Source organism: Ruegeria sp. K7 (assembly GCF_056531785.1).
Genome location: NZ_JBQFMJ010000011.1, coordinates 122,609 through 139,542, shown reverse-complemented (window position 1 = coordinate 139,542; position 16,934 = coordinate 122,609). Strand labels below are relative to the sequence as shown.

Annotated in this window: 14 protein-coding genes; 7 read left to right on the top strand and 7 right to left on the bottom strand. The window is 60.0% G+C overall.

The annotated features are described in order from the left end of the window. Positions 1-21: 21 nt before the first annotated feature. The 3 genes from ACR0FE_RS17115 to ACR0FE_RS17105 all read right to left on the bottom strand — a co-directional run bounded on the left by ACR0FE_RS17115 (position 22) and on the right by ACR0FE_RS17105 (position 5,542). Positions 22-1,953: an acetyl/propionyl/methylcrotonyl-CoA carboxylase subunit alpha gene (locus tag ACR0FE_RS17115; RefSeq protein WP_480914144.1), complete on the bottom strand. Its 1,932-nt coding sequence runs from the start codon at positions 1,951-1,953 to the stop codon at positions 22-24. 78 nt (positions 1,954-2,031) lie between these two features. Next, positions 2,032-3,636 carry a carboxyl transferase domain-containing protein gene (locus tag ACR0FE_RS17110; protein ID WP_480812188.1) on the bottom strand — a complete coding sequence of 535 codons (1,605 nt, stop codon included), beginning with the start codon at positions 3,634-3,636 and terminating at the stop codon, positions 2,032-2,034. Between the two features lie 379 nt (positions 3,637-4,015). Beyond that, positions 4,016-5,542 carry an AMP-binding protein gene (locus ACR0FE_RS17105; RefSeq protein WP_480914141.1) on the bottom strand — a complete coding sequence of 509 codons (1,527 nt, stop codon included), beginning with the start codon at positions 5,540-5,542 and terminating at the stop codon, positions 4,016-4,018. A gap of 136 nt (positions 5,543-5,678) precedes the next feature. On the opposite strand from ACR0FE_RS17105, the gene ACR0FE_RS17100 reads away from it, so the two are divergent. After that, positions 5,679-6,281: an OmpW/AlkL family protein gene (locus ACR0FE_RS17100; RefSeq protein ID WP_480914138.1), complete on the top strand. Its 603-nt coding sequence runs from the start codon at positions 5,679-5,681 to the stop codon at positions 6,279-6,281. 51 nt (positions 6,282-6,332) lie between these two features. On the opposite strand, the gene ACR0FE_RS17095 is transcribed toward ACR0FE_RS17100, so the two are convergent. From ACR0FE_RS17095 to ACR0FE_RS17085, 3 genes are all read right to left on the bottom strand, one after another. Further along, positions 6,333-7,496, bottom strand: coding sequence for an isovaleryl-CoA dehydrogenase (locus ACR0FE_RS17095; protein ID WP_480525216.1), 1,164 nt, complete (start codon positions 7,494-7,496; stop codon positions 6,333-6,335). Between the two features lie 166 nt (positions 7,497-7,662). Further along, positions 7,663-8,862 (bottom strand): DegT/DnrJ/EryC1/StrS family aminotransferase, encoded by a 1,200-nt coding sequence (locus ACR0FE_RS17090; protein WP_480914135.1) that lies wholly within the window; start codon positions 8,860-8,862, stop codon positions 7,663-7,665. A gap of 39 nt (positions 8,863-8,901) precedes the next feature. Continuing rightward, positions 8,902-9,573 carry an HAD-IA family hydrolase gene (locus ACR0FE_RS17085; RefSeq protein WP_480908576.1) on the bottom strand — a complete coding sequence of 224 codons (672 nt, stop codon included), beginning with the start codon at positions 9,571-9,573 and terminating at the stop codon, positions 8,902-8,904. 134 nt (positions 9,574-9,707) lie between these two features. Between ACR0FE_RS17085 and glmU the strand changes: the two genes are divergently transcribed. Genes glmU through ACR0FE_RS17065 form a run of 4 tightly spaced genes read left to right on the top strand, consistent with a single transcriptional unit; the run spans position 9,708 to position 14,127 of the window. Then, a complete protein-coding gene (glmU, locus tag ACR0FE_RS17080; protein ID WP_480914132.1) occupies positions 9,708-11,060 on the top strand; it encodes a bifunctional UDP-N-acetylglucosamine diphosphorylase/glucosamine-1-phosphate N-acetyltransferase GlmU in 1,353 nt (450 codons plus the stop codon). Positions 11,061-11,063: 3 nt separating this feature from the next. Continuing rightward, entirely contained in the window at positions 11,064-12,887 is a 1,824-nt protein-coding gene (gene glmS / locus ACR0FE_RS17075) for a glutamine--fructose-6-phosphate transaminase (isomerizing) (protein ID WP_480914130.1), read from the top strand. Positions 12,888-12,890: 3 nt separating this feature from the next. Then, positions 12,891-13,451, top strand: coding sequence for a pyridoxamine 5'-phosphate oxidase family protein (locus tag ACR0FE_RS17070; protein WP_170615326.1), 561 nt, complete (start codon positions 12,891-12,893; stop codon positions 13,449-13,451). After that, positions 13,441-14,127, top strand: a complete 687-nt coding sequence (locus ACR0FE_RS17065; protein WP_170615324.1) for a DNA alkylation repair protein — start codon at positions 13,441-13,443, stop codon at positions 14,125-14,127. Before ACR0FE_RS17070 ends, ACR0FE_RS17065 begins: the two co-directional genes overlap by 11 nt. Here the strand turns inward: ACR0FE_RS17065 and ACR0FE_RS17060 are convergent. Continuing rightward, on the bottom strand, positions 14,115-14,531 hold the full coding sequence (locus ACR0FE_RS17060; protein WP_170615322.1) for a hypothetical protein: 417 nt from the start codon (positions 14,529-14,531) through the stop codon (positions 14,115-14,117). The genes ACR0FE_RS17065 and ACR0FE_RS17060 overlap by 13 nt on opposite strands. Positions 14,532-14,621: 90 nt before the next feature. Here ACR0FE_RS17060 and moaA point away from each other — a divergent pair, with 90 nt between their 5' ends. Next, complete coding sequence (gene moaA / locus ACR0FE_RS17055) at positions 14,622-15,629, top strand: GTP 3',8-cyclase MoaA (RefSeq protein WP_480914127.1); 1,008 nt, start codon at positions 14,622-14,624, stop codon at positions 15,627-15,629. Between the two features lies 1 nt (position 15,630). Next, entirely contained in the window at positions 15,631-16,926 is a 1,296-nt protein-coding gene (locus ACR0FE_RS17050) for a 3-deoxy-D-manno-octulosonic acid transferase (protein ID WP_480914125.1), read from the top strand. Positions 16,927-16,934: the final 8 nt, after the last annotated feature.

Genomic DNA, 16,934 nt, shown 5'->3' with positions numbered 1-16,934 from the left:
GCGATGCATCACAGGGATAGGCTACTCCTCTTCCAGCCGAACAAGCGCGGCACCGGCTTCGACCTGCGATCCGGGTGCGGCCAGAACTTCGGCAACGATGCCGTCGCGTGCGGCCAGCAAGGCGTGCTCCATTTTCATCGCTTCCAGAATGGCCAAGCGGTCGCCCTCCGATACGGACTGACCAGCCTCGGCGAACACGGCCTTGACCAGACCGGGCATGGGCGCCTCGATCACGTTTGTGTTGCCGGATGCTGTCGTATCGCGATCCAGCGGATCGATTAGTTCAAACGCGTGGCCGTAATCGTCAAAAACCGTGATGACGGCTCCGTTGATGGCAACGCGAGGCATGGGCTGACCGTCCAGACGCCAGAGGCCATCGCGCCGCCGTGCCTCGATCTGTTTCTGGTTTACATACCACAGTTGCCGGTCACGCCCATCGACCTGCACGTCCAGATCGATGACATCGCCCCGGTGCTGCAGGTGGACCGCACGACGCAGCGGCTCCCACAGCGTGAAACCGGTCTCGTGATCCGTGTTGACAAGGCCCAGGGCCGCCATAGCGGCGGCCACGGAATGTCCGGCAGAGGGTTCTGTTTCCGAAGTCAGCCTCGAAAGTTCCCGGCCAATCAACCCAGTATCCACATCACCTGCGGCAAATCCTGCATGCCGTGTCAGCGCGCCCAGAAATGCAAGGTTCGTGACCGTTCCAGCGACCTCGGTTTGCTGCAACGCACGGTGCAATTGCTCCAGCGCCGCCGATCGGGTTGGTCCATGTACTATGACCTTGGCAATCATCGGATCGTACCACGGGCTGATTATGTCACCGGCACGCACACCACTGTCGGCGCGGCAATCATCTGGAAACCGAAGATGAGAAAGCTGTCCGGTCGCGGGCAGAAACCCTTTTGGTACGTCTTCAGCATAAAGCCGCGCCTCGAAGGCATGCCCGCTGATCGACAGATCTTCTTGACCGGCGGGCAGCCTTTCCCCGGACGCGACCCGCAATTGCCATTCGACCAGATCAACGCCAGTGATCGCTTCGGTCACGGGATGTTCAACCTGCAACCGTGTGTTCATTTCCATGAACCAGAACCGGTTCGGGCGCAGCCCCTCCGAGGCATCTACAATGAACTCAACGGTTCCTGCGCCCTTGTAGCCGATCGCTTCGGCGGCCCGGACACCTGCCTGCCCCATCGCCTCGCGCATCTCGGACGTCATCCCCGGCGCTGGCGCTTCCTCGATGACCTTCTGATGGCGCCGCTGTAACGAGCAGTCCCTTTCGAACAAATGCACGGCATGGGTTCCGTCGCCGAACACCTGCACCTCGATATGGCGGGGTTTGGCGACGAATTTCTCGACCAGAACCGCGTCATTGCCAAACGCCGTCCTAGCCTCGCTGCGCGCGCTGTCCAGCGCGGCGTCGAAGTCCTGCGGCTTTTCGACCAAGCGCATGCCTTTGCCGCCGCCACCGGCAACCGCTTTGATAAGAACCGGGTAGCCAATGGTATCCGCAGCCCCGGCAAGGTGTTCCGGGTCCTGGTTTTCGCCGTGATAGCCGGGAACAACCGGCACACCGGCCTCCTCCATCAGAACCTTCGCGGCATCCTTCAATCCCATCTTGCGGATCGCATCGGCGGACGGTCCTATGAACGTCAGGCCGGCAGCTTCGACTGCATCCACGAAATCGGGGTTTTCGGACAGGAATCCATAGCCGGGATGGATCGCTTGCGCGCCGGTTTTTAACGCCGCCTCGATGATCACGTTCCCTTTAAGGTAGCTGTCCGCAGGGGCCGCGCCACCGATATGCACAGCCTCATCGGCCATTTGGACGTGCTTGGACCCGATATCGGCGTCCGAATAGACGGCAACGCAGGAAACGCCCAGCTTTTGCGCAGTTTCCATAACTCGGCAGGCAATCTCACCCCGGTTGGCAATCAGAATTTTAGTGAACACAAGCCCAGTTCCTCTCTGAACAAAAATCCCTCGACGAAGGATTTCTTCCCAAGAATTTTCGCAGAAACTTCTCTGCCATCACATCCTGAACACGCCGAAGCGCGTCTCCTCGATCGGGGCATTCAACGCAGCGCTCAGCGAGAGGGCCAGCACATCGCGGCTTTTGCGCGGGTCGATGATGCCGTCGTCCCACAACCGCGCCGAGGCATAGAGCGGATGCGACTGCTCCTCGAACATGTCCAGCGTGGGCCGCTTGAATTCCGCTTCTTCTTCAGCCGACCATGTGCCGCCCTGCCGTTCGATCCCGTCGCGCTTGACCGTGGCCAGAACACCCGCCGCCTGTTCGCCACCCATGACCGAGATGCGCGAGTTCGGCCAGGTCCAAAGGAAGCGTGGCTGGTAGGCGCGGCCCGCCATGCCATAGTTCCCGGCCCCGAACGAGCCACCGACAAGCATCGTAATCTTCGGAACCGAGGTCGTCGCCACTGCCGTCACCATCTTGGCCCCGTGCCGTGCGATGCCTTCGTTCTCGTATTTCCGCCCGACCATGAAGCCGGTGATGTTTTGCAGGAAAACCAGAGGGATTTTGCGTTGTGAACAGAGTTCAACGAAATGCGCGCCCTTCTGGGCTGCCTCTGAAAACAGCACCCCGTTATTGGCGATGATCCCGACGGGGCAGCCTTTGACATGGGCGAACCCTGTCACCAGCGTTTCCCCGAACCGCGGTTTGAACTCGTCAAAGCGCGAGCCATCCACCAGCCGCGCGATTACCTCGCGGATGTCATAGGGCGTGCGCAGATCGGCGGGGACCACCCCCAGAATCTCTTCAGGATCATAAGCGGGGTCCTCCGGGTTCGCCCAATCCACGGTCTGCGGCTTGCGCAGGTTCAGCGATGCGACGGCCCGGCGCGCCAGCGCCAGCGCATGGGCATCATCCTCGGCCAGATAGTCGGCTACGCCGGACAGGCGTGTATGAACGTCACCACCGCCCAGATCCTCGGAACTGACCACCTCACCCGTTGCGGCCTTGACCAGAGGCGGCCCGGCCAGAAAGATCGTCCCCTGCTCTTTCACGATGATCGTTACGTCCGACATCGCAGGCACATAAGCGCCACCCGCCGTGCACGACCCCATGACCACCGCAATCTGAGGGATCCCCTTCGCGCTCATCCGCGCCTGATTGTAGAAGATGCGACCAAAGTGGTCGCGGTCGGGAAAGACCTCATCCTGATTGGGCAGGTTCGCGCCGCCACTGTCGACCAGATAGATGCAGGGCAGATGATTTTCCTCGGCGATCTCCTGCGCGCGAAGGTGTTTCTTGACCGTCATCGGGTAGTATGTGCCGCCCTTCACGGTGGCGTCGTTACACACCACCATGACCTCGCGTCCCTGCACCCGGCCTATGCCCGCAATGGCCCCGGCAGACGGCGCGGCATCTCCGTACATGCCATGGGCCGCCGTTGCACCGATTTCAAGGAACGGAGAGCCCGGATCGAGCAAGTTCGCCACCCGGCGGCGCGGCAGCATCTTACCCCGGGATTCATGCCGTGCACGGGACTTTTCACCGCCCCCCATACGGGCCGCTTCCGCAGCAGCGGAGATTTGTGCCAATGCCTCGAGATGAGCAGCGCGATTTTGTTTGAAGCCCTCGGAGGTGGGCATGGCTTTGGATGTGAGTTTCATACCTTGACCTCTAATTTCAGCATTTGATTACTCAGCGGCATTGCAACAAAGACCACATAAATCAGAAAGGGAATGAATTTGGCGACGCCCGATGAAACGAAAGGTGCCATTGACGTTATACTGTCTGCTAGCACATCTAGTATTCCCTGAGAAATTAGGAAGAAAATCGGGACAAACATCAAGATAAGTGAAACCAAGAAAAAGCTCAGTGCGTTACCAAGCCTAACTCTTAGAACGCTGTTACAGTTCGCGCATTTACCTGCGGGCAAATGGCCTTCAACAATATCAACACTCCCCGCAAGCATCCAAGACACCCATAGCGGAAGCGGTTCACAACAATTCGGGCACTTTAGGCCAGCCAGTCGTCGAAAAAGCCCAATCAATTGTTTGTTTCCTCTGCAGCCAAGTGCTTCAACTCTTTCCGAATAACCTTCCCCGTCACCGTCATTGGCAATTCTTCCAAAAACGCCACCTCGCGCGGATAGGAGTAATGCGCCAGACGGTCTTTGACCCAATCCTGCAACTCGGCCCCCGACGCCTCGGCGCCGGGTTTCAGCACGACATAAGCCTTGACGATCTCGGTCCGCAGCGGGTCAGGCTTGCCGACTACGCCCACGGTCGCTACCGCCGGATGGGTCAGCAGGCAGTCTTCGATCTCGGCGGGGCCAATACGGTAGCCAGCCGAAGTGATCACGTCATCTTCGCGGCCGACAAAACGCAGGTATTCCCCCTCCCACACGCCGCGGTCGCCAGTGATCAGCCAATCGCCGCGAAACTTCTCGGTCGTGGCCTGGGGCCGGTTCCAGTACTCCAGCATCATTGAGGCCGACCCCTGCCTGATCGCTACGTCGCCTTCCTCGTCCGTCGGAACACCATACTCGTCAATCACCGCGACCTCATACCCCGGCACCGGTTTGCCGATGCATCCGGGACGGACCGGATAGTCCTCGGCGCAGGAAGACACGACCATGTTGCATTCGGTCTGACCGTAGAATTCGTTGATGGTCAGGCCAAACGCCTTTTCCCCCCAGGCCAGCATTTCCGCGCCCAAAGGCTCTCCTCCCGAGGCGACAGAGCGCAGGCCGGGAATGCTCTGATCCGCCGCTTTCAGCATCCGCAGCGCGGTCGGCGGGAAGAAGACGTTCCGTACTCCACCCCGCGAAATCACGTCGGCGCACCCTTCGGGCGAAAACTTCTCAAGCCGCGCGGCAACCACCGGAATTCCCAATGCCAACCCCGGCATCAACACGTCGAACAGTCCGCCAATCCAGGCCCAGTCCGCAGGTGTCCAAAGGCAATCACCGTCCCGCAGATGATTGTGGCTTATCGACACGCCCGGCAGATGGCCGGTCAACACCCGATGCCCGTGCAAAGCCCCTTTCGGAGTCCCTGTTGTACCAGACGTATAGATTAGAACCGCAGGGTCTTCGGGGCCCGTGTCGGCAAAAGGCACCGGATCACCTAGTTCTCCGATCTGGTGTGCCAGCAAAGGTTCGGCCAGATCGCCCAGCAGCGCGGCCCCTTCGGCGTCGGTCAGCACAATCCGCGCCCCGGAATCCCCGACTCGCGAAGACAGAGCATCGCGGCGGAACAGCTTGAACAGCGGCACTGAAATGGCACCGATTTTCCAGATTGCCAGATGTGCCGCAGCGCACCAGACAGACTGCCCCAGCAACACACCAACCCTGTCCCCGGTCCGCACCCGGCGCAACAGCGCCCGCGCCAAACCGTCCGCCAGAGCGCTGAGTTGCCCGTATGTCACGGATGAGGTTTCTTCTCCGGTCAGATCCAGCAACGCCAATTTGTCCGGGGCCTGCGCCAAGCACTGCTGGGCCATGTTCAATTGCGCCGGACAATCCCAGCTGTGATCGGCGCGCAAACCCGGTATGACCTCAGTGGGACGCATGAGTTTTTTCCATTATTTTACTGCGCCTTACCGCCGCTACCTCATTTGGCATTTCGACACGAATTTGACTCAGATCAGAGTCCGCCAGCCTTTGATCCGGCACCACTGCCTCATCAACATAACCAAAGGCATGAATATGACCAAGAAACTCGCCGCTTTGACCTTGTCTACTGCACTGGTTGCGCTGGCCGCGCCGGCTTTTGCACAATCGCAAGGGGACTGGACCGTGGGTATCGGTGTCGGCTACCTCGACCCGAAATCCGACAATGGCACTCTGGCCACGCTGGATGCCGAAGTCGGGTCCAGCACCCGCCCGATCTTTACCGCCGAGTACTTCGTCCGCGACAATCTTGGTATCGAACTTCTGGCCGCAACCCCGTTCAGCCACACCATCGCGCTGGGTGGCATTGATGCCGCCAGCACCAAGCAACTGCCGCCGACCCTGTCCCTTAACTATCACTTCCCGACCAACAGCGCCTGGAAGCCCTATGTTGGTGCCGGTTTGAACTACACGATCTTCTTTGACGAAAAATCCGCCTTGGGCGATCTCGACATCGACAACTCCTTTGGCGTCTCGCTGCAGGCCGGCCTGGACTACATGGTCACCGAACAAGGCTCGGTGCGGCTGAACGTGCGCTGGTTCGACATCGACTCGGACGTCACGCTGGACGGCGCCAAAATCGGCAAAGCCGAAATCGATCCGTGGCTGGTCGGTGTGTCCTACGTCCATCGCTTCTGATCCGTTCGCAATCCCGCCCCGCTGGTCCACTGGCCTGCGGGGCGAATTATCTCAGAGCATCTTGTTCATCATTTCGCGCCCGATCAGCATCCGACGGATTTCGCTGGTCCCGGCACCAATCTCCATCAGCTTTGCATCCCGGAAGATGCGACTGACCGCAGCGTCGGACAGGAACCCGGCCCCGCCCATTGCCTGAACCGCCTGATGAGCCTGCGTCATGGCCTGCTCCGACGCATAGAGGCAGCAAGCCGCCGCGTCCTGACGGGTCACGTCGCCCCGGTCACAGGCCTTTGCGACCTCGTAGATATAAGCTCTGGCCGAGTTCATCGCGGTGTACATATCGGCGATCTTGCCCTGCATCAGCTGAAAGGTACCGATTGGTTTGCCAAACTGCTTGCGCTCGGCCAGATAAGGCATGACCTCATCCAGACAGGCCGCCATGATACCGGTTCCAATCCCCGCAAGAACGACGCGTTCGTAATCCAACCCGGACATCAGCACCGAAACGCCTTTGCCCTCCTCGCCCAGAACATTCTCGAAGGGCACTTCGACATCTTCGAAGATCAGTTCGGCGGTATTCGACCCGCGCATCCCCAGCTTGTCGAAATGGGGTGAGGTCGAAAACCCGGTCATCTCCTTTTCGATCAGAAAGGCGGTGATGCCCTTGGACCCTGCGTCCGGATCAGTCTTGGCGTAGACAACCAGCGTATCGGCATCCGGGCCGTTGGTGATCCAGTATTTGTTGCCATTCAGCCGATAATGATCGTTCCGTTTCTCGGCCCGCAGCTTCATCGACACAACATCGGATCCGGCCGAAGGTTCGGACATCGCCAACGCGCCGACATGCTCACCGGAAATCAGGCGTGGCAGGTATTTCTGTTTCTGCTCGGCGTTGCCGTTCAGCTTGATCTGGTTCACACACAGGTTCGAATGGGCGCCGTAAGACAAAGACACCGAAGCGGACGCGCGAGCGATTTCCTCGACCGCGACCGTGTGCGCCAGATAGGACATTCCGGCTCCGCCGTATTCCTCGGGCACGGTAATGCCCAGCAGGCCCAGTTCCCCCATTTCCGTCCACAGATCATTCGGAAACGCGTTCGAGGAATCGATCTCGGCGGCCATCGGTTTGACCCGCTCCTGCGCCCAGCGATGCACCATATCGCGCAGGGCATTCACATCTTCGCCCAGATCAAATTGCATTGTTGCGGTGAACATCCGGGGCCTCCCTTGCCGGTTTAATGAACAGTTGTTCAATAACGACATACCAGCTTGCATCCGGCCGGTCAACGTTACGGTTTCACGATCTGCCAAAACGAAAAAACCGCCGCCCGTTGGCAGGCGGCGGTTTCTTTGAGAAATCAAGCGTGCGCCGCAGGCGCACTCAATCGGATTGCGCCTGATAGACTGCACCGACTTCGGATCGGATAATCCGCGCAATGACGCGACAGTCTTCAAGCGAAAACGTCAAAGGCACCCGCATATCCATGATGCCGGCCAGGATACGGTCACTCGCTGGCATCCGGGTGCTTTCCGCATAGCGCCAGCTGTCATAGCGCGAGGTAAAACCGGCCGGTTCCGCCCCGCCAAACCACTTCAACTCCACCCCTCGCGCGGCACAGCGGGCAATGACCTCTGCGATGCGGTCAGGGGGCCAGTCCAGCAGCAGAAACTGGATCGAAGACCCGACATAGGTCTCGGCCTCCGGGCGTTCGACAATCGTCAACCCGGGCGTTTGGCGCAAACCTGCCTCAACTTCTCTGTAACGTTCGTTCCAGCGCTGCACCTGACGGTCGAGATCCCGCAGTTGCGGGCGCAGAATCGCGGCCCGCAGATTATCCATGCGGCCAGAAACGTTGGGCGTGGTGTATTTGATGCGCTCGAAAACCTCTGACCCCGGAGCGGCCAGATGCCGCTCATACAGCATGTAGGATCCCGACAGCATCGTGGCCTTGGCGGCCAGTTCCTCATCATTGGTGATCAGCAGCCCGCCTTCACCGGAATTGACATGCTTGTAGGTCTGACAGGAATAGCACCCGATGGCGCCCTGACGGCCCGACAATTGCCCCCGCCATGCCGCACCCATCGTGTGGGCGCAGTCCTCGATCACCGTGACACCGGCCGCATCACACATCTGCATCAGCCGGTCCATGTCGCACAGATGTCCGCGCATATGGCTTAGCATCAGAACGCGTGCCTGACCCAACTTTCCTTCCAGATCGTCCAGATCGATCGTCAGGCTTTCCGTCACCCCGACAAACACCGGGCGGGCACCGACCGAGGCGATTGACCCCGGCACCGGAGCCAGCGTGAAGGCATTCGTCAGAACCGGATCACCCGGCTGAACCCCGACGGCCCGTAAGGCGGTCGCCAGCGCATACCCCCCCGAGGACACGGCGAGACAGTATTTCGCACCGGTCTGCGCGGCAAATTCCTGTTCCAGCAACGCAGTCTCACCCAGTTCCCCGGGCACCACGTTATAGCGATGCAGCCGACCGTGCCGGAGGACGGCCAGTGCGGCTTCGATTGCGTCTTCGGGGATGGGTTCCTGCTGCGTGAAGCTGCCAGAGAATGTTTCGGTCATGTGACTGTTCTGATCCTGCAAAAGGTTCCGGTCAAGAGCTTACGCCGTCACGCCAATCAGGTCATTCACGACGTCGGGCAGATCATTGAAATGATGCAGCAGGGCGTCCGGTTCCAACGCGGCCATATCTTCGCCGGAAGGCCCGAACGTCACCAGGACCGACGGCACCCCGGCGGCGCGTGCCGTGTTGTGGTCGGTATCCGAGTCCCCAATCAGAACGCACAGGTCGGGGTGCCCGCCCGCGCGGCGCGCGGCCTCGCGCAGTGGTTCGGGATCGGGCTTTCGCACCGCAAGCGTATCGGCCCCAACCAGCGAGGCGAAACGATCCCGCACCCCAAGACGCATCAAAAGCAGATCGGCCAGAGCCTCGGGTTTGTTGGTGCAGATACCCACACCGTACCCTGTGGTTTTCAACGTATCGACTGCCTCAAGCGCGCCGGGGTAGAATTTGGTGTGGATGTCAATGGCTTCCGAATAGGCCTCGAGCAGAATTGGATAATACGCCAGCACTGTTGCCTCGTCATACGCTCCGACCCGTTTCAGCCCGTGGCTCAGCATCATGCGTCCGCCACGCAAGGCAACACCGGCGTCCTGTTCCCGCGTCAGAACATCGCCATGCCCCATTTCACGAAAACAATGATTTGCCGCCGCCAGCAAATCGCCTGAAGTATCCGCCAAAGTGCCGTCCAGATCGAAGATGACCGTACGCATTTTGCCTCCTTGCTCGGCAGAAACCCGCCATGAGATGTTGCAAACGGCAATCTTGTTTGATGGGCGAACCGCTTGCGCCTTTGAAACCAGCGGATAAAACGGACGACAACAAAACACAAAGAGAAAACGATTTCATGACCACTGCCCTTGTCATCCTCGCCGCCGGAAAAGGCACCAGGATGAATTCGGAGATACCAAAAGTTCTGCATCCCATCGCGCAGGCCCCGATGCTGGTTCACGCCATGCGCGCAGGCGCAATTCTGTCCCCCGAACGCACTGTCATCGTCACCGGGCACGGGTCCGAGGCGGTCGCCAAAGCCGCGCGGGCCGAGGATGAAGACGTGCATATCGCCGTGCAGGAGGATCAACTGGGCACCGCCCACGCGGTCGCGCAGGCACGCGGCGCGTTGGACGGGTTTTCCGGCGATATCGTGGTTCTGTATGGCGACACACCCTTTCTGCAACCGGACACTCTGGAACGGATGGTAGCCGCGCGGGCCGAGAACGATCTTGTCATTCTGGGGTTCGAGGCGGCCGATCCCGCCCGTTATGGCCGACTGGTCATGAAGGGCGACACGCTGGAACGGATCGTTGAATTCAAGGACGCCTCCGAGGAAGAGCGCGCGATCACCTTCTGCAATTCGGGCCTTTTGGCCTGCGATGCTCAGACACTGTTCTCGCTGATCGACGCGGTCGGGAATGGCAATGCATCCGGCGAGTACTACCTAACCGATGTTGTTGAAATCGCGGGAAATCGCGGACTGAAGGTCACCGCTGTTGCCTGTGATGAGGCCCAGACGCTGGGCGTCAATTCCCGCGCCGATCTGGCGGCGGCAGATGCCGTTTTTCAAACCCGCGCTCGTGCGGAACTGATGGATCTGGGCGTCACGCTGATGGACCCGCAGACCGTGTACCTGGCTGCTGACACAGTGATCGGGCGCGATACCGTGATTGAACCAAATGTGGTTTTTGGCCCCGGCGTTACCGTGGAAAGCGGCGCAACGATCCGCGCCTTTTCGCATCTTGAAGGGTGCCATGTCAGCCGCGGTGCCATCGTCGGCCCCTATGCCCGCCTGCGTCCGGGCGCCGAATTGGCCGAAGATGCGCGGATCGGTAATTTCGTCGAAATCAAGAATGCCGAAATCGGTGAAGGCGCAAAGGTCAATCACCTCAGCTATGTCGGCGATGCCTCGGTCGGGGCCAGAACCAATATCGGCGCAGGAACCATCACCTGCAACTATGACGGCGTCATGAAGCACCGAACAACGATTGGTGACGATGTCTTCATCGGCTCCAACACTATGTTGGTGGCACCGGTCACGCTGGGCGACGGCGCAATGACGGCGACCGGCACGGTGGTCACTAGGAATGTCGATCCCGACGCACTGGCCGTGGCTCGTTCACGCCAGGAAAACAAACCGGGTTATGCGCGTAAATTGTTTGAAATGTTAAAGGCGAAGAAGGCTCGCCGCGACAAAGGAGCCTAGATTATGTGTGGTATTGTTGGCGTACTGGGGCAGCACGAAGCCGCCCCTATTCTGGTCGAGGCGCTGAAGCGGCTGGAATATCGGGGCTATGACAGTGCTGGGATTGCAACGGTCAACAACGGCGCGCTGGGGCGTCGGCGGGCCGTTGGAAAGCTGGTCAACCTAAGCGATCTGCTGGTGCACGACCCATTGCCCGGCAAATCGGGTATCGGCCACACCCGCTGGGCCACGCATGGCGCGCCTTCGGTCACCAACGCCCATCCGCACAGGGCGGGCCCGGTGGCCGTTGTCCATAACGGCATCGTCGAAAACTACCGCGAATTGCGTGCGGAGCTGGCAGAAAACGGGATCGATTTCCAGACCGAAACCGATACTGAAACCGTCGCCCTGATGACCGAACACTACATGAAAACCGGTCTGAACGCGGTTCAAGCCGCCTTTAAAACGATCGACCGGCTGGAAGGTGCCTTTGCCCTAGCATTCCTGTTCGATGGAGAGGATGACCTGATCATTGCCGCCCGCAAAGGCTCTCCGCTGGCGATTGGTCATGGCGATGGCGAGATGTTCGTTGGCTCGGACGCCATTGCGCTGGCCCCGCTGACAGACAGGATCACATATCTCGAGGAAGGCGACCGCGTCGTCCTGACCCGCACGTCGCTGGAAATCCGCAATGAAAAGGGTGACCTGGCCAACCGGGAAACGCGCCGGATCAAACTGGATCACACCCGAACCGACAAGGGCGGGCACAAACATTATATGGCCAAGGAAATCGCCGAACAGCCGATCGTGGTGGCCGAGGCGATCCGGTCCTATCTGCCGACAGGTGGCGACCGGGTCGTGTTGCCCGATGCGGATCTGGATTTCACGAAACTGGATCGGCTGACCATGGTGGCCTGCGGCACAGCCTTCTATGCCTGCCTGACCGCAAAATACTGGTTCGAACAACTGGCCAAAATGCCGGTCGAAGTCGATATCGCCAGCGAGTTCCGCTACCGCGAACCACCGATCACTGATCGGACACTGGCCCTGTTCGTCAGTCAGTCAGGCGAAACGGCCGACACACTGGCCGCGCTGCGCTATTGCGAGGGCAAGGCGGACAAGATCGTTTCGGTTGTCAATGTCCCCGAAAGCTCGATTGCCCGCGAAAGTGACATTGCCCTGCCGATCCACGCCGGCGTGGAAATCGGCGTGGCATCGACGAAGGCGTTCACGTGTCAGTTGAGCGTGTTGCTGATGCTTGCGCTCAAAGCTGCCGCCGATCGGGGCACGCTCAGCGACGAAGAACTGGCCGATCACGCCGCAGCTTTGCGCGGTCTGCCCACAATCCTGAACGCGGCGCTGGATCAAAGCCAAGCCATCCGCAAATCCGCTCAGCGCCTGTCCGAGGCGCGCGACGTGTTGTTTCTGGGCCGGGGGCTGATGTATCCACTGGCCATGGAGGGGGCGCTAAAGCTCAAGGAAATCAGCTATATCCATGCGGAAGGTTATGCCTCGGGTGAATTGAAACACGGGCCCATCGCCCTGATCGACAAGCATATGCCGGTGGTTGTCATGGCCCCGCGCGACGCCGTTTTCGACAAGACAGTTTCGAACATGCAGGAGGTCATGGCGCGCAAGGGCAAGGTCATTCTCATCTCGGACGATGACGGCATTACCGACGCGGAAGACGGCGTCTGGAACACGATCCGCATGCCGCATGTCCATACAAGCCTGGCGCCAATCCTGTATTCGGTGCCGGCCCAGTTGCTGGCCTATCACACCGCTGTCGCAAAGGGCACGGATGTGGATCAGCCGCGCAACCTGGCCAAATCCGTAACGGTGGAGTGAACAATGTCCAAACAATTCCCGGAACTGGACGCCGCCCAACGCAAGTTCATCGAAGACCAGCACATGTTCTTCGTTGGCACCGCAGGGCCTGAAGGTCGCGTCAATATCTCGCCCAAGGGCATGGATTCATTACGTGTTCTTGGGCCCAACCGGATCGTCTGGATGAACCTGACCGGCAGTGGCAACGAAACCGCCGGTCATTTGCTGCAGACCAATCGCATGACGCTGATGTGGTGTTCCTTCACCACGCGCCCGCTGATCCTGCGCACCTATGGCACTGCACATACCCTGCACGTCGGCGACGATGGCTGGGACGAACTGGCCGCCCTGTTCCCCACTCATCGCAGCGCGCGGCAGATCTATGACCTCAGCCTCGACATGGTGCAAACATCCTGTGGCTACGCGGTTCCGTTCATGGAATTCCAATCGGACCGCGACACGATGCAAAAGTGGGTCGACGGAAAATCCGACGAGGACATCCGTGCCTATTGGGTCGACAAGAACCACTCCACGATTGACGGCCACCCCACCCGTGCCTTGGAAAAGGGCGGCGATGCCGGATAGCTATCTCAACCAGATCAAGGCTCATGCCGACCCCGAGCGCGCAGACCAGATTGCGGCCTATCACAAGGTCGAGCGTCCTTATCTGGGGGTTGCCAATCCGGTTTTGAACGACCTCACCAAGTCGTGGCGGCAAGAGCTGGATGTTTCTGATCGCGTAGAAGTGGCGGACGCTCTGTGGCAGAGCAACATTCACGAGGCTCGTCTTGCTGCTGCCAAACTGCTGACGCAGGCCCGTATCCGGCCAGATCAGGCGGTCTGGGAACTGCTGCACAGCTGGTTGCCGGATTTTGACGCCTGGGCGGTGGCCGATCACGCCTGCATGGCAATGCAAAAGCGCCTTACAGCAGACCCCGAACGGCTGGATCAGGTGGAGCTCTGGACCACCTCAGACCACATGTGGACCCGCAGGGCTGCTCTGGTCGCCACCCTGCCCTGGACCAAGCAAAACCACCCCAAACCCGACGATCTGCAACGCCGCGACCGTATTCTGGGTTGGGCTGCGGGTTATGTTCCCGATCGTGACTGGTTCATTCAGAAATCTGTCGCCTGGTGGCTGCGCGAACTGTCCAAACACGATCCGTCCCGCGTCATTGCGTTTCTGTCCGCGCATGGCAGCCAGATGAAGCCGTTTGCCCGCCGCGAGGCCGGAAAATACCTGAAAGATCAGTTGGAATAGACTTCAAGTTCGACCAGAGCGTCGAGCGGCAACAAAAGTGCCCGCATTGCATCCAGCGACAGACGGCTGCCCCCGCTTTCAGGTCCCGGTGCCGGAACCAGCGCAATATAGGCCTGCGCCCCCGTACTTGGGACCAGAACACGGCCCGTAAACTCGGTCTCGACCAAAGGGGTTTCCATCCAGCGTCCCGGCGTCGTGGGATCACCCAGCGCGGCGACGGTCGTTCTGGCGCCGATCCAACCAGCCGCAGTGGCCGCAACAGGTTCCGGTTCGACCGCGTCCCCGGCAGTCGCAGCATCCTGTTCGGCAGCGCCATCGCCACCGCCAAAAACCCGGTCCGTCGTTGACCGAACCGCGTCACATCCCGCCAGCAAAGCGCAAAACACCAAAACCGCATATCTCATGGCCACAACCTATCGATCTGTGCCCATCTATGCCAGCGCAAAGGAAACTTCACCCTTGTCGCGGGCAGGCCGCAGCTTTACCTATGTCGCATGACAGCTCCTCTTATCGACCCGTTTGCGCGCGCCATCACCTATCTCCGTGTTTCCGTCACGGATCGCTGCGATTTCCGCTGCGTCTATTGCATGTCCGAAAACATGACGTTCCTGCCCAAGAAGGACCTGCTGACTCTCGAGGAGCTGGATCGCATGTGTTCGACATTTGTCCGGCTGGGCGTCGAAAAGCTGCGCATAACCGGCGGGGAACCACTGGTGCGCCGTAACATCATGAGCTTTTTCAACGCCATGACCCGGCATCTGGACAGCGGCGCGCTGAAAGAGCTGACACTGACAACCAACGGATCACAGCTAAACCGTTTTTCCGAGGATCTGTATGCCGCGGGCGTGCGCAGGATCAACGTGTCGCTGGATACGCTGGATGACGAAAAATTCGCCCGCATCACCCGTTGGGGACGCCTGAAACAAGTGCTGAACGGCATTGATGCCGCACAAAAAGCCGGATTGCGGATCAAGATCAATGCCGTGGCTCTGAAAGGCTTCAACGAGGAAGAACTGCCGCGCATCACGCAATGGTGCACCGAGCGTGACATGGACCTGACCTGGATCGAGGTCATGCCGATGGGGGACATCGGCAACGAAGATCGTCTGGATCAGTACTGGTCACTCAAGGATGTACGGGCCGAATACGAAAACCAATACCGGGTCACCGATCTGGCCGAGCGGACCGGCGGCCCTGCGCGCTACGTCCGGCTCGAGGAAACGGGGCAGAAGATCGGCTTCATCACGCCGCTCAGCCACAATTTCTGCGAAAGCTGCAACCGCGTGCGGCTGACCTGTACGGGCGAGCTGTACATGTGCCTGGGCCAGGAAGACATGGCCGATCTGCGCGATCCGCTGCGGGATCATCCGGATACGGAACAACCGCTCGAAGACGCGATCCGCGCTGCGATCAACCTCAAACCCAAGGGGCATGATTTCGACTATTCCCGTCAGGCGGTAGATGGCCGGATGAGCCGCCACATGAGCCACACAGGCGGCTGACATGCCGCGCCGGAACGGCCAGACACTGCTTTATCGATTGTATTGCGGCCTGACCTCAATTGCCGCACCGCTTGTCTGGCGTACCGTGCGCAACAAGCTGCAGGCTGCAGGGGTTCCCCAGGCACGGCAACAGGAACGCCTCGGCCACGCAAGCCAGCCCCGTCCAGATGGCCGCCTGGTCTGGTTTCACGCCGCCAGCGTCGGAGAAAGCCTGTCCGTTCTCAGCCTGATCAATCGGCTTGCGGAAAAGCTGCCAGATGCGCATTTCCTGATCACATCCGGCACTCCGACCTCGGCGGCCCTTATCGAAAAGCGCCTTCCGCCCAGAACGCGCCACCAGTACCCGCCGCTGGACACCGGCGGCCCCGTCGGACGGTTTCTCGCCCATTGGAAGCCCGATGCCGGGATCTTCGTCGAAAGCGAAATCTGGCCGCACCTGATTGTCGAGGCCTCGCACCTGGGAATGCCGCTTGCCCTGCTCAATGCCCGACTGTCGGATAAATCGGTCGCTGGCTGGAAAAAGCGTCCGCGAACAGCACGGTTCATCCTTGAACAGTTTCGCTTGTTTTTGACTCAGAACGACAAGGCGGCGGCCAACCTGCTGGCCATGGGGGCCCAAGCTGACCGGGTCAAGCCCGGGACCAACCTCAAGTCGATGTCCGACCCCCTGCCCGTGAACAAGGAAACGCTGACCAGCATCCGCAGCCAGATTGCCGGGCGGCCGGTCTGGATCGCCAGTTCCACCCACGCCGGAGAAGAGGAAATCGTGCTGGCGGCCCACGCGCAATTGCTGGAAAGCTGGCCCGACCTGCTACTCCTGCTGATCCCCCGCCATCCTGAACGGCGCGAAGATGTCGGTACATTGATCCAGCAGGCCGGCCTTTCCATGTCGCTGCGCTCTGCCGACATGCCAATCACGGCAGACACGCAGGTCTACGTCGCCGATACCCTCGGCGAAACTGGAACCTGGTATGCCTTGTGTCCGATCGTATTTTTGGGCGGCTCGCTCAAGGAAATCGGCGGTCACAATCCGTTTGAACCGGCACAGGCCGGCGCGGCCGTCATTACCGGGCCGGGGTATTTCAACTTTGCCGAAACATTTGCGCCTCTGATCGAAAGTGGCGGCACAATCGAGGTGCGGACAGCACAAGACCTTGCCACCGCCGTCGCCACTTGGCTGAGCGACAAAGTGGCATTAGCGGAAGCCCAAAGCGCCGTGAAAACCTGCGTGAACACTCAAAAATCGGCGCTGGACGACGTCACAGATACACTCTGCACGTATCTTTCTCTCACGTGATCGCCCGT

Excerpts from the sequence above, each read along its gene's own strand:
- ACR0FE_RS17100 (WP_480914138.1), top strand. The coding sequence starts at position 5,679 with ATGACCAAGAAACTCGCCGCTTTGACCTTGTCTACTGCACTGGTTGCG.
- ACR0FE_RS17070 (WP_170615326.1), top strand. The coding sequence starts at position 12,891 with ATGTCCAAACAATTCCCGGAACTGGACGCCGCCCAACGCAAGTTCATC.
- ACR0FE_RS17090 (WP_480914135.1), bottom strand. The coding sequence starts at position 8,862 with ATGACCGAAACATTCTCTGGCAGCTTCACGCAGCAGGAACCCATCCCC.
- glmS (WP_480914130.1), top strand. The coding sequence starts at position 11,064 with ATGTGTGGTATTGTTGGCGTACTGGGGCAGCACGAAGCCGCCCCTATT.
- ACR0FE_RS17050 (WP_480914125.1), top strand. The coding sequence starts at position 15,631 with ATGCCGCGCCGGAACGGCCAGACACTGCTTTATCGATTGTATTGCGGC.
- ACR0FE_RS17105 (WP_480914141.1), bottom strand. The coding sequence starts at position 5,542 with ATGCGTCCCACTGAGGTCATACCGGGTTTGCGCGCCGATCACAGCTGG.
- ACR0FE_RS17110 (WP_480812188.1), bottom strand. The coding sequence starts at position 3,636 with ATGAAACTCACATCCAAAGCCATGCCCACCTCCGAGGGCTTCAAACAA.
- ACR0FE_RS17085 (WP_480908576.1), bottom strand. The coding sequence starts at position 9,573 with ATGCGTACGGTCATCTTCGATCTGGACGGCACTTTGGCGGATACTTCA.
- moaA (WP_480914127.1), top strand. The coding sequence starts at position 14,622 with ATGACAGCTCCTCTTATCGACCCGTTTGCGCGCGCCATCACCTATCTC.
- ACR0FE_RS17060 (WP_170615322.1), bottom strand. The coding sequence starts at position 14,531 with ATGAGATATGCGGTTTTGGTGTTTTGCGCTTTGCTGGCGGGATGTGAC.
- ACR0FE_RS17095 (WP_480525216.1), bottom strand. The coding sequence starts at position 7,496 with ATGTTCACCGCAACAATGCAATTTGATCTGGGCGAAGATGTGAATGCC.
- ACR0FE_RS17065 (WP_170615324.1), top strand. The coding sequence starts at position 13,441 with ATGCCGGATAGCTATCTCAACCAGATCAAGGCTCATGCCGACCCCGAG.
- glmU (WP_480914132.1), top strand. The coding sequence starts at position 9,708 with ATGACCACTGCCCTTGTCATCCTCGCCGCCGGAAAAGGCACCAGGATG.